The organism is Microbacterium sp. GW821-FHT01D02 (assembly GCF_059422585.1).
In genome coordinates this window covers 425,640-437,900 of sequence record NZ_JBWKXB010000001.1, presented here as the reverse complement: position 1 = coordinate 437,900, position 12,261 = coordinate 425,640, and the positions used below count along the sequence as shown (strand labels likewise).

Here is a 12,261-nt window from a genome sequence, read left to right as displayed (position 1 = left end):
GTCAGACTCCGGGGATCAGGGCGTGGGCGATGGTGAAGATGGCGAGACCCGCGAGCGCTCCGACGAACGTGCCGTTCAGGCGGATGTACTGCAGGTCGCGCCCGACCATGAGCTCGATCTTCTCGGTGGTCTCGGCGGGGTCCCAGCGTTCCACGGTGTCGGTGATGATCGACGCGATGTCGTGCCGGTAGCGGTCGACGAGGAACACGGCGGCATCCGACACCCAGGTGTCGACGCGGTGCTGCAGCGCGGCATCCGTGGTCAGGCGCTCGCCGACCTCCTGCAGCGCCTGCACCGCGCGACGACGCAGCCCGCTCTCGGGGTCGGCGAGGGCGGTGAGGAGTCCGTTCTTCGCGGTGTTCCACGCCTCCGCGGCCAGCGCGCCGACGCGCGGGCTGTCGAACAGCGAGGCCTTGGCGTTCTCGAGCTTGGCCCGCGTGGCCGGATCGTTCTGGAGGCTGTCGGCGAGACGGCTGAGGTAGCCGTCGACCGCGAGCCGAGCCGGGTGGCGGGGATCCGCCTGCACCGCGTGCACGAACTTGACCGCCTCGTTGTAGACCGTGTCGTCGACGAAGCGATGGGCGAGTTTCGGCACCCATCCGGGAAGGCGGCGCGAGACGAGTCCGCTGAACGACTCCGCGTTCGCATCGAGCCAGCGGGCGATGCTGTCGGCGGCGAGGTCGACGGCACCGTGGTGCGCATCCGCCTCGACGATCTTCTCGAGCCAGGCGCCGGCCGGCGGCCCCCACTCCGGCTCGACGAGGTGCTCGCGCGCGAGGTCTGAGATGAGGTCGCGCACGTCGTCGTCGCTCAGCGCGTTGAGCACGGCGGTGGCGATCGTCGCACCCTCGGCCCCCACGCGCTCGGCGTGCGGGGTCTCTCGCAGCCACTCGCCGGCGCGGAGGGCGATCTGCGTGCTGGACAGCTTGGTGCGTACGACATCGGCCGCGAGGAAGTTCGTCTCGACGAACTCGCCGAGGGTGCGGCCGATCTCGTCCTTGCGGTTCGGGATGATCGCGGTGTGCGGGATCGGGAGTCCGAGCGGACGCCGGAACAGCGCGGTCACCGCGAACCAGTCGGCGAGCGCACCGACCATGCCGCCCTCGGCCGCGGCGCGGACGTAGCCCAGCCAGCCGATCCGCTGCTGGAACGCGAAGGCGATCACGAACACGACGGCCATGAACACCAGAGCGCCGAGCGCGACGGCCTTCATGCGTCGGAGCGCGCGCAGGCGCTCCTGATCGGACGGCGAGAACTGCGTCATCGGTGTTCGCGGCATGACGTCATCCTTTCACGCTGCTGCGCGGGTGGCGCAGAGCGCCGGAAGCGCGGTGTCTCGGGGGTCAGACAGCCGCGGGGTCCGTGAGACGAGTAGCCTCAAGGGGTGATCGAAGACATCAAGAAGCGGGCACTGCACCGCACCAGCATCCTCGAAGGTCAGATGCGCGGCGTCGCGCGGATGATCGAGAACGAGGAGTACTGCATGGACATCATCACGCAGTCCCGTGCCATCCAGCGCTCCCTGGAATCCCTGAACCGGCTGCTGCTGGAGAACCACCTCCGCACGCACGTCACCCACATGTTCGACGAGGGCGGCGAGGAGCGCGACAAGGCCGTCGTGGAACTGCTCAAGGCGTTCGACTTCGACTCGAAGTAGCCGACGCCGAGCATTCAGATCGGTCGCCTCTTCGATGATTCGCAACGGAAACCGTTGCGAATCGGGGATGAGACTTCCGATATCGCTATACCTCGGGCCGATCCTGTGCCAGACTCGCCGCAAGCGATTCTCAATGGGGAGGCTCCATGCCCGGCACTCTGCCTGCGTCGACGACGACGCTCGACACACCCACAGCCACCGGTGCGGTCCGCATCCACGGCGTGACGAAGCGATACGGCTCCGCTGTCGCCGTCGATGATCTGACCCTGGACGTGCAACCGGGGGAGTTCCTGTCGCTCCTCGGGCCGTCCGGCTGCGGCAAGACGACCACGCTGCGCATGATCGCGGGTTTCGAGTATCCGGATGCGGGGGACATCAGCATCTCGGGTCGCAGCGTCCTGAACCTGCCGCCGTATCGGCGCGAGGTGAACACCGTCTTCCAGGCCTATGCGCTCTTCCCGCACCTCACGGTCGCCGAGAACGTCGCCTACGGGCTGCAGCAGCGGCGTGTGCCCAAGGCCGAGCAGCGGGAGCGCGTGAGCGAGGCACTCGACATGGTGCAGCTGCGGGCGTTCGCCGATCGCAAGCCGACGCAGCTCTCCGGCGGCCAGCAGCAGCGCATCGCCCTGTCGCGGGCCCTCATCAACCGTCCCAGCGTGCTCCTGCTCGACGAACCGCTCGCGGCCCTGGACCGCCAGCTGCGCGAGGAGATGCAGCTCGAGCTGAAGCTGCTGCAGGCGCGGCTCGGAACCACGTTCGTGTTCGTCACGCACGATCAGGCCGAGGCGCTGTCGATGAGCGACCGGATCGCCGTGATGCGCGCGGGACGGATCGAGCAGCTCGATGCCCCCGCCGCGATCTATGCGGAACCCGCGTCGGCCTACGTCGCCTCGTTCATCGGGCAGCAGAACTTCGTGCACGGCACGGTGCGTGCCGACGGGACCGCCGTCGACACCGCGATTGGGACGATCTCCGGTCGCTGGGGCGGGGAGCGGGTCGCGGCGGGCCAGCCGGCCGTCGCCGCCATCCGTCCCGAGTACGTGCGGCTCGAGCAGGGCGAGGGTGCGGGGGTCCCCGGGCGGGTGCTCGGCGTCTCGCACCTCGGCGAGACCCTGCAGGTCGCGGTGCGCATCGGGGAGGACGCCACCTTCCTCTCGCGGATGCCGGCGCCGACCGCGCCCGCGGTGGAGGTCGACGACGACGTCCGGTGCGTGTGGAGCCCCGCCGACGCGCGACTCTTCGCCGCCGACGGTATCCCGACCACCGCCACGCACGTGATCGCGCTCCCCAAGGAGGGTGGCCGGTGACGGGCGCTCCTCCGGTCCGCGTGCTCGCTCATCGGAGCGCCGCCCGGGTGATCCGGACCGAGCTGACCCGTCGGGGGTTCCTCGCCACGGCGATGATGGCGGGCGGCGCGGTCCTGCTGACCGCCTGCACGCCCGGCCAGAACGCGGCCGCGGTGCACGCGAAGGGCGGCCCGCTCGAGGACAAGCTCTCGATCTACAGCTGGGGCGACTACGACGCCCCGGAGGTGCTCGAGCAGTTCACCGCCGAGAGCGGCCCGCGTATCGTGCTCGACGCCTTCAACTCGAACGAGGAGCTGATCGCCAAGCTGGTCGCGGCGCGCGGGACCTCGGGGTACGACATCGTGGTGCCGACCGGCGTCTTCGTCGGGCCGATGGCCGAGAACGGGCTGCTGCAGAAGTTCAACCTCGACCTGCTGCCGAACATGAAACACGTAGCGCCGGAATTCCGCGGCCGCTCCTGGGACCCGGGCAACGAGTACTCGGTGTGCAAGGCGTGGGGGACGACCGGGTTCGTGTACGACAAGCGGGTCATCTCGCGAGAGCTCACGACCTGGAACGACTTCATCGATGCCGCACAGAACGAGGCGTCGGGCTCGACCTCGGTGCTCGACGACCCGGCCCCGCTGCTCGGGATCTACTTCTGGGCCAACGGCATCGACTGGACGACCACCGACCCCGCCGACCTCGACGCGGTCGAGAAGTTCCTGGTGAAGGATCTCGCACCGCACGTCTCGGCGTTCGACTCGTATCCCGGCGGATCGTCGATCCCGCAGGCCTCGCACGCGCTGCTGCAGTCCTACAACGGCGATGCGCGGCTCGGCATCTTCGAGTCCGACGACCCCGACCGCTGGCAGTGGGTGCTGGGGAGCCCGGCGACCGAACTGTGGATGGACAACTGGGCGATCGCCGCCGGCGCCCCGCACCCCGAGGCGGCCCACGCGTTCATCGACTTCGTGCTGCAGCCCGACGTGCAGCTCGCACAGGTCGACTACATCGGCTACGACACGGGCATCAGCGGCATCCGCGACGAGGCGGAGGCCGCGGGACTGGAGCGACTGGACATGGTGTTCTTCGACGAGGAACAGGTGCAGACCATGCACGAGGGCAAGCTGACCGAGGCGCAGGACCGCGTCGTCGAGATCTGGAACTCGATGAAGGCGGCCGCCGGTGCCTAAGCTCAAGTTCGGCCTCGCGATCCCCGCGTGGATCTGGCTGCTCATCTTCTTCGTCGCCCCGATCTTCATGGTGATCGTGTTCAGTTTCGGCTACAAGCCGAGCATCTTCGCCACGCACGCCCTCGACCACCTCTCGTTCGACCGGTACCTCGAGGCGCTCTCGCCGACCTTCTTCAGCACGTTCCTGAACACCCTGTGGATCGGCATCCTCGGCACGCTCCTGTGTCTCGTGATCGGTGGACCCGTCGCGTACTGGATCGCGGTGAAGGCGCCGCCGTCGAAGCGCGGACTGCTGCTCGCGCTCGTCATGGTGCCGTTCTGGACCAACTTCCTGGTGCGGACGATCGGCTGGCAGGTGATCCTCGCGCCCGAGGGCTGGCTGTCGCAGCTGCTGCAGGGCATCGGGATCATCCCCGGTCCGCTCGACCTGCTCTACTCCCGCGGCGCCGTGCTGCTCGGTGTCGTCTACAACTACCTGCCGCTGATGATCCTGCCCCTGTTCGTGGCTTTCGACCGCGTGTCGGGACCCCTGCGCGAAGCGAGTAAGGACCTCGGAGCGAACAGCGTCACGACCTTGCTGCGCGTGACCGTGCCGCTGGCCCGGCCCGGCATCATCGCCGGCGTGCTCCTCGTCTACATCCCGCTGATGGGCGACTACATCACGGCGACGGTGCTCGGTGGCGCGAAGGGCAACATGATCGGGCAGGTCGTGGCGAGCCAGTTCCAGACCGCGCAGAACTGGGCACTGGGCTCAGCGATGGCCGTGCTGCTGATCATCGTCATCATGCTCTCGATCGCGGTCGCCGCGGGGCTCCTCTGGCTCGTGACGCTGCCGCTGAGACAACGCAACCGCCTCGTCCTGGGGGAGGGATCATGACCGACACGAAGATCGCATCGCCGACACCGCGCGTCCGTCGAGGAGCGGGACGCTTCCTGCTGCCGATCTGGGCGGGACTCGTCTTCCTGTTCCTGTTCCTGCCGATCCTCGTGATCATCGTGTACTCGTTCAACGTGGGGCGCCTGCTGGTGTCGTGGGACCACTTCGGCTTCGACTCGTTCCTCGCGATCGTGAACAAGCCCGCGATCCGCGACGCCGTGCTCGTGTCGGTGCGCACCGGGCTGCTGGCCGCTCTGCTCGCCACGGCGCTCGGCACGCTCGCCGGCATCGCGATGGCACGCAACCCCGGCAAGTGGGTGTGGTGGTTCCTCGGGCTCCTGCTGCTCGTGTCGGTCACGCCCGAGATCGTCGACGCCGTCGCCCTGCTGCCGTGGCTGGTCTTCCTCGGACAGGATGCCGGGATCGGCATCTTCAACGACGGCACGATGCGTCTCGTGGTGGGACAGTCGCTGTTCTCGATCGCGATCGTGTCGTACATCGTGCGAGCGCGCCTGGTCGGACTCGACGCCCGCCTGGAGGAGGCCTCCGCCGACCTCTACGCCCCGCCCGTGCGCACCTTCCTCAAGGTCACGCTGCCGCTGGCGATGCCCGCCGTGCTCGCCGGATTCCTGCTCTCGTTCACGCTGAGCCTCGACAACACGGTCGTCTCCGCGTTCGTGCAGGTCTCGGGGACGACACCGTGGCCGGTGTACGTGCTCAGCGCGCTCCGCAGCGGACTGCGTCCGGAGATCGCGGCCGTGTCGACGATCATGCTCGTGCTCACGCTGCTCGCGCTCGCGCTGGTGGCCGTCGTGCTCAAGAGGGCGGGGGACTCGGCTACCGAGATCGCCCGCACCATGGCGGGAGGCTGACGGTGGGATACGCGGATCTGGTCTTCACCGGCGGAGCACGGGGAGGACGGGTGTTCCTCGCGGACGCCGCCCGCTCCACCGCGCACGCGGTCGCCGTGACGGACGGACGGATCAGTGCCGTGGGGCACGACGTATCGGCGCTGATCGGCCCGGACACCGAGGTCGTCGACCTGGCGGGCGGGCTGCTGGTGCCCGGCTTCCAGGACGCGCACGTGCATCCGGTGTGGGGAGGACTGGACATGCTGCGCTGCGACCTGTCCGGGTTGGCGACGCGCGAGGAGTACCTCACCCGGATCGCCGAGTACGCGCAGGAGCATCCGGACGACGAGTGGGTCCTCGGTGGGGGCTGGCAGATGTCGGCGTTCCCCGGTGGAACGCCGACCGCCGCCGACCTCGACGCCGTGCTGCCCGATCGGCCGGCCTTCCTGCCCAACCGCGACGGCCACGGGGCGTGGGTCAACTCCCGTGCGCTGGAGCTGGCCGGCGTCACCCGCGAGACAGCCGACCCCGCGGACGGGCGGATCGAACGGGACGCGTCCGGCGCCCCCAGCGGCACGCTCCATGAAGGCGCGATGGGCCTCGTCAACCGCCACCTGCCCGTCGAGTCGCCCGAGCGCCTGGTGGAGGCCCTGCTCCAGGGACAGCGATACCTGCACTCCTATGGTGTGACCGCCTGGCAGGACGCGATCGTCGGCACGGAATACGGCGATGCGGGCGATCCGCTCCCGGCCTACCTGACCGCGGCCGCATCCGGCGCACTCACCGGACGGGTCGTGGGCTCGCTGTGGTGGGACCGCTCACGGGGCCTGGAGCAGATCGACGACATCGTGCGCCGCCGGGACGAGAGCACGGCCGGACGATTCCGCGCCCGCAGCGTGAAGATCATGCAGGACGGCGTCGCCGAGAACTTCACCGCCGCGATGCTGGAACCGTACTGCGACGGCCACGGGCATCCGCGCGAGGACTCCGGGATCTCGTTCGTCGAGCCCGAGCTCCTCAAGGAAGCGGCCACCAGGCTCGACGCGCTCGGCTTCACGCTGCACTTCCATGCGATCGGCGACCGCGCGGTGCGCGAGTGCCTCGATGCGGTCGAGGCCGCGCTCCTGCACAACGGCCCGCGGGGAAACCGGCACCATATCTCGCACATCCAGGTCGTGCACCCCGACGACATCCCGCGGTTCCGGGCGCTCGACGTCACCGCCAACATGCAGATGCTGTGGGCGACGCTGGAGCCGCAGATGGTGGACCTCACGATCCCGTTCCTCGGGGAGCAGCGCACCACCTGGCAGTATCCGTTCGGTGATCTGCTGCGCTCCGGTGCCGCGCTCGCCGCGGGGAGCGACTGGTCGGTGAGCACGCCCAACCCGCTCGCGGCGATCCACGTGGCCGTGAACCGCCGGTCGGCGCCGACGGAGTGGGAGGGCGACTACGAGCCGTTCCTCCCCGAGCAGTCGATCGACCTCGCCACGGCGCTCGTCGCCTACACGGCGGGCTCGGCGCGGGTGAACCACCTCGACGACACCGGCACGATCGCGGTGGGGATGCGGGCCGACCTCGCGCTGCTCGACCGTGACCCGTTCGAGCATCCGGTGGAGGAGATCGGGCTGACCGAGGTGCGCGGCACCTGGGTCGAGGGCGTGCGGGTGTACGACTCCGCGGTGTGAGGGGAGCGTGGGGCGTTTCGTCTCGCTGCGCTCGCTCAACGACCGGGGGCTGGTGGGCGTTTCGTCTCGCTGCGCTCGCTCAACGACCGGGGGCGCTCGCTCAACGACCGGGACGGTACCGGTCGTTGAGCGAGGAGCGCAGCGACGAGACGAAACGTCGCGACCTCAGCCCGCGGCGGCCTCGTCGGCCACGGAGAGGGCGTCGTCGAGGATGCGGAGTCCGCGCACCAGCTCCTCCTCGGTGATCACCAGCGGCGGGGCCACGTGCATGCGGTTGAAGTGCGTGAACGGCCAGACCCCGGCCTTCTTGGCTGCGGCGGCGAAGGCACCCATGGGCGCGGCGTCCGCCCCCGAGGCGTTGAACGGCACGAGAGGCTCGCGCGTCTCCTGGTCGCGGACCAGCTCGACCGCCCAGAACAGTCCGAGGCCGCGGACATCGCCGACGCTCGGGTGCTTCTCGGCCCAGGAGCGCACGGTCGGACCGACGATCCGCTCGCCGAGGTCGCGCACGCGCTCCAGGATGCCGTCCCGACGGAACACCTCGAACGTCGCCACACCGGCGGCGCAGGCCAGCGGGTGCCCGGAGTAGGTGAGTCCACCCGCGAACGGCATCGTGTCGAAGGCGCTCGCGATGCGGTCGGAGATGACCACGCCGCCCAGCGGCACGTAACCGGAGTTCACGCCCTTCGCGAAGGTGATCAGGTCGGGCTGCCCGTCGAACGCGTCGATGCCGAACCACTCGCCGAGCCGCCCGAATCCGACCATCACCTCGTCCGCGATGTACACGATGCCGTAGCGGTCGCACAGCTCGCGCACACCCTGCAGGTAGCCGGGCGGCGGCACGAGCACGCCGTTCGTGCCGACGACCGTCTCGATGATGATCGCCGCGATGGTCTGCGGTCCCTCGAGCTGGATCGTCTGCTCGAGGTGCGCGAGCGCCCGCTCCGACTCCTGCTCCGGAGTCTCGGCGTGGAACGGCGAGCGGTAGAGGTACGGGCCGAAGAAGCGCACGGCACCCGAGTCGACGGTGTCGTTCGCCCAGCGGCGAGGGTCGCCCGTGAGCGAGATCGCCGTCGACGTGGAGCCGTGGTAGCTGCGGTACATCGACAGCACCTTGCGGCGGCCGGTGAACTGGCGGGCCATGCGCACCGCGTACTCGTTGGCCTCGGCGCCGCCGTTGGTGAAGAACACCTTCTCCAGGCCCTCCGGCGCGACCTCGGCGATGAGGCGGGCGAGCTCGCCCCGCACGTCGTTCGCGATCGAGGGCTGGATCGTCGCGAGACGCCCGGCCTGCTGCTGGATCGCGGTGACCAGGTCGGGATGCTGGTGCCCGAGGTTCAGGTTCACGAGCTGGCTGGAGAAGTCGAGGTAGGCATTGCCCTCGTAGTCCCAGAACGTCGAGCCCTCGCCCGCGGCGACGGGCAGCGGGTCGATCAGGCCCTGTGCGCTCCAGGAGTGGAACACGTGGCCGCGGTCGTCCGCCCGCACCTGCGCCTCGGCCTCGGGGGCGGGGAGCGGGTGGGAGACGCCGTGGCGGTCGGTGAAGTTCGTCATCGTGATCGCTCCTTCTCAGTGGTTGCTCGGGAAGCCCAGGTCGATCTGGGAGGGCGTGTGGTCGGGCCACCGGGTGGTGACGACCTTGGAGCGCGTGTAGAAGTGCACCGACTCCGGGCCGTAGATGTGCGAGTCGCCGAACAGCGAGTCCTTCCATCCGCCGAACGAGTACGCACCGATCGGCACCGGGATCGGAACGTTCACGCCGACCATGCCGACCTCGATGTCGAACTCGTACTGGCGGGCCGTGCCGCCGTCGCGCGTGAAGATCGCGGTGCCGTTGCCGTAGGCGTTGTCGTTCACGAGGGCCACCGCGTCGGCGTAGGTGTCGACGCGCACGACCGACAGCACCGGGCCGAAGATCTCGTCGTCGTAGACCTTCATGCCCGGGGCGACCTGGTCGATCAGGCTGACGCCGAGGAAGAAGCCCTCGGAATCGAACTCCTTCTGCGTGCCGTCGACCACGACCGTCGCTCCCTCGGCCGCGGCTCCCGTGACGTAGGAGGCGACCTTGTCGCGGTGCTCGCGCGTGATGAGCGGACCCATCTCGCTCGCGGCTTCGGTCCCCGGACCGATGGTCAGCCCGTCGATCCGCGAGGCGATCGCGGCGACGAGATCATCGGCGATGTCGCCGACGGCGACGAGCACGGAGACGGCCATGCAGCGCTCACCGGCGGAACCGTAGGCGGCCGAGACCGCGGCGTCGGCCGCCGCGTCGATGTCGGCATCCGGCATCACGACCATGTGGTTCTTCGCGCCGCCGAGCGCCTGCACCCGCTTGCCCGCGGCCGAGGCGCGCTGGTAGATCGAGCGGGCGATCGGGGTGGAGCCGACGAAGCTGACCGCGTCGACCCGGGGCGAATCGAGGATCGCGTCGACGGCCTCCTTGTCGCCGTTGACCACGTTGAGCACGCCGTCGGGCAGTCCCGCCTCGGCGAAGAGCTTGGCGAGCCAGACGGAGGCCGACGGGTCCTTCTCGCTCGGCTTGAGGACGACGGTGTTGCCGCACGCGATCGCCGAGGCCACCATCCACAGCGGCACCATGACCGGGAAGTTGAACGGGGTGATCGCCGCGACCACGCCCGCCGGCTGCTTGACCGAGTGCACGTCGACGCCGCGGGAGACCTGTTCGCTGCGCTCGCCCTTGAGCAGGTGCACGAGGCCGGCGGCGAACTCCACGTTCTCGATGCCGCGCGACACCTCGCCGGCCGCATCCGAGAGCACCTTGCCGTGCTCGGACGTGACGATCGCGGCGAGCTCGGGGGTGCGCTCCTTGAGGAGCTGGCGCAGGCGGAAGAACACGTCGGCGCGCTTGATCAGGCTCGTCTCGCGCCAGGCGGGCAGGGCGGCCGCGGCGGCGGCGATCGCGGACTCCACCTCGGCGGTCGAGGCGAACGCGACCTGCTTCGACACCTGGCCGGTGGCGGGATCGAAGACCTGGCCGGTGCGGGCCGCCGCTGCGGTCTCCGCTCCGTTGATGACGTGACGGACGATGTCCACGATGTTCCTCCGAGGGCTGAAGAATGCCGGATCGAACACTCTGACCGGGGTTCGATACGCTGATACCTCTCAAGGATCACAGAGCAGTGGAGGGGAGCGGGATGTCAGACCGTCAGGACTTTGACGCGTATCGGACAGATCGTCCGGAGCGTCCGGACGCGCTGCTCACGGTGGCGGATGTGCTCGCCGAGCCGGTCGTGCAGGCCGGTGCCCCCGCCGTGATCGTCGGCGGAGACGCCCTCGATGCCGCGGTGCGCTGGGTGCATGTCTCCGACAGTGCCGGAGTCGCCCGTCTGCTGGACGGCGGCGAGCTGCTGCTCAGCACGGGGGCCGGGTGGCCGACCGGCGCCGAGGAGCTGCGTTCCTTCGCCCTCGGGCTGCACCGGGCGGGGGTCGCGGGCATCGTGGTCGAGCTCGGCTCCGGCCAGGCCCGCATCCCGGACGCCGTCGTCGGGGTGTGCGCGGAGCGCGGGCTCGCTCTGATCGCGCTGACCAGCGAGATCAAGTTCGTCGCCCTCACCGAGGCCGTGCACCGGGCGCTGATCGCCGCGCAGACCATGGCGCTGCGCGAACGTCAGCACCTGCACGAACTCTTCACCGCGCTCAGCCTGCGGGGCGCGCCCGCCGATGTCGTCGTCGCCGAGACGGCGCGAGCGCTCGGTGCGCCGGTCGTGCTGGAGAATCTGGCGCGCGAGGTCATCGCGCACGAGACGCTGCGAATGCCGGTGGCCGAGGCCCTGGGAAAGCTGCGCTCCGCCGATCGTGTGCCGGTGCAGGCGCGCGGCGTGCGCTGGGGGACCCTGCTCGCGCTGCCCGGTCCGGCGCATCCGGCCGGCCGGCTCACCGTGCTCGAGCAGGGAGCGACGGCACTCGCCTTCGGGTGCCTCGCGGACGGGGATGACTCCGAGTGGTCGCTGCTCGCCCAGCGCGGACTCATCGACGATCTGCTCGGAGCGCGCTTCGCGAGTCCGGATGACATCGAAGCCCGCCTCGCGACCAGCGGACTCCTGTTCCCCGGGCGCCAGTGCCACGGCATCGTCGCCCGCGGGACGGAGCCGGGCCGACAGCTCGCCTTCCGCGCCGCGCAGCTCGGGGTCGCTGCGGTCACCGCGCGGGTGGGGGATGACGACGTCGCGCTGCTGTCGCTCCCGGCATCGGCGCCGCTCACCGATGCGCTCGCCGAGCGGATCGCGGGGCCCGCCCGCACGATCTTCGTCGGCCCTCCGGCCGAGGACGTGCTGGGGCTGCTCGCCTCGCTGCGCGCCGCGCGAGATCTGGCGGCGAGTGACCGCTCCGAATCCGGACCGCGCGTGCGCCGCGTCGACGACCGTCCGTTGGAGCGCTTCGTCGCCTCGCTCCGTGACGATCAGCGCCTGCTCGCGCACAGCGAGCGGATGCTGGCGCCGGTCGTGGCGTACGACCGTGACCGTCGCGGCGACCTGCTCGACGTGCTGTCGGCGCTCGTCACCCACCCCGGCAATCGTTCCGCAGCGGCCGCGGCGAGCCATCTCTCACGGTCGGTCTTCTACCAGCGGCTCACGCTGATCGGCGATCTGCTCGACGCCGACCTCGACGACGGTGAGACGCTGGCGGCGCTCCACCTCGCTCTGCTGGCGAGGCGGAGCACGGCACCGACCGGCTGACCGCTGCCTACG

10 protein-coding genes are annotated in these 12,261 nt (G+C 70.0%); 7 read left to right on the top strand and 3 right to left on the bottom strand.

Translation table 11 applies throughout. From position 1 onward, the window contains the following. Position 1: 1 nt before the first annotated feature. Entirely contained in the window at positions 2-1,279 is a 1,278-nt protein-coding gene (locus AC07VM_RS02060; RefSeq protein WP_494909821.1) for a DUF445 domain-containing protein, read from the bottom strand. Positions 1,280-1,384: 105 nt separating this feature from the next. Between AC07VM_RS02060 and AC07VM_RS02055 the strand changes: the two genes are divergently transcribed. The 6 genes from AC07VM_RS02055 to AC07VM_RS02030 all read left to right on the top strand — a co-directional run bounded on the left by AC07VM_RS02055 (position 1,385) and on the right by AC07VM_RS02030 (position 7,552). Then, positions 1,385-1,657, top strand: a complete 273-nt coding sequence (locus AC07VM_RS02055; RefSeq protein ID WP_267415442.1) for a metal-sensitive transcriptional regulator — start codon at positions 1,385-1,387, stop codon at positions 1,655-1,657. A 146-nt stretch (positions 1,658-1,803) separates the two neighbouring features. Beyond that, a complete protein-coding gene (locus AC07VM_RS02050; protein WP_267415441.1) occupies positions 1,804-2,964 on the top strand; it encodes an ABC transporter ATP-binding protein in 1,161 nt (386 codons plus the stop codon). Further along, positions 2,961-4,139: a polyamine ABC transporter substrate-binding protein gene (locus tag AC07VM_RS02045; protein WP_267415440.1), complete on the top strand. Its 1,179-nt coding sequence runs from the start codon at positions 2,961-2,963 to the stop codon at positions 4,137-4,139. Before AC07VM_RS02050 ends, AC07VM_RS02045 begins: the two co-directional genes overlap by 4 nt. Continuing rightward, a complete protein-coding gene (locus AC07VM_RS02040) occupies positions 4,132-5,016 on the top strand; it encodes an ABC transporter permease (protein WP_267415439.1) in 885 nt (294 codons plus the stop codon). The genes AC07VM_RS02045 and AC07VM_RS02040 overlap by 8 nt, the downstream gene beginning before the upstream one ends. After that, a complete protein-coding gene (locus AC07VM_RS02035) occupies positions 5,013-5,888 on the top strand; it encodes an ABC transporter permease (protein ID WP_494909820.1) in 876 nt (291 codons plus the stop codon). Before AC07VM_RS02040 ends, AC07VM_RS02035 begins: the two co-directional genes overlap by 4 nt. Before the next feature lie 2 nt (positions 5,889-5,890). Beyond that, a complete protein-coding gene (locus tag AC07VM_RS02030) occupies positions 5,891-7,552 on the top strand; it encodes an amidohydrolase (protein WP_494909819.1) in 1,662 nt (553 codons plus the stop codon). 165 nt (positions 7,553-7,717) lie between these two features. Here AC07VM_RS02030 and AC07VM_RS02025 read toward each other — a convergent pair whose 3' ends face one another. Together AC07VM_RS02025 and AC07VM_RS02020 are read right to left on the bottom strand one after the other, a co-directional pair. After that, on the bottom strand, positions 7,718-9,106 hold the full coding sequence (locus AC07VM_RS02025) for an aspartate aminotransferase family protein (protein ID WP_494909818.1): 1,389 nt from the start codon (positions 9,104-9,106) through the stop codon (positions 7,718-7,720). A gap of 15 nt (positions 9,107-9,121) precedes the next feature. Continuing rightward, positions 9,122-10,606, bottom strand: a complete 1,485-nt coding sequence (locus AC07VM_RS02020) for a CoA-acylating methylmalonate-semialdehyde dehydrogenase (RefSeq protein WP_494909817.1) — start codon at positions 10,604-10,606, stop codon at positions 9,122-9,124. Positions 10,607-10,707: 101 nt separating this feature from the next. On the opposite strand from AC07VM_RS02020, the gene AC07VM_RS02015 reads away from it, so the two are divergent. Then, positions 10,708-12,249 carry a PucR family transcriptional regulator gene (locus tag AC07VM_RS02015; RefSeq protein ID WP_494909816.1) on the top strand — a complete coding sequence of 514 codons (1,542 nt, stop codon included), beginning with the start codon at positions 10,708-10,710 and terminating at the stop codon, positions 12,247-12,249. The last annotated feature ends 12 nt before the right edge of the window (positions 12,250-12,261 follow it).

Excerpts from the sequence above, each read along its gene's own strand:
- AC07VM_RS02060 (WP_494909821.1), bottom strand. The coding sequence starts at position 1,279 with ATGCCGCGAACACCGATGACGCAGTTCTCGCCGTCCGATCAGGAGCGC.
- AC07VM_RS02050 (WP_267415441.1), top strand. The coding sequence starts at position 1,804 with ATGCCCGGCACTCTGCCTGCGTCGACGACGACGCTCGACACACCCACA.
- AC07VM_RS02035 (WP_494909820.1), top strand. The coding sequence starts at position 5,013 with ATGACCGACACGAAGATCGCATCGCCGACACCGCGCGTCCGTCGAGGA.
- AC07VM_RS02025 (WP_494909818.1), bottom strand. The coding sequence starts at position 9,106 with ATGACGAACTTCACCGACCGCCACGGCGTCTCCCACCCGCTCCCCGCC.
- AC07VM_RS02015 (WP_494909816.1), top strand. The coding sequence starts at position 10,708 with ATGTCAGACCGTCAGGACTTTGACGCGTATCGGACAGATCGTCCGGAG.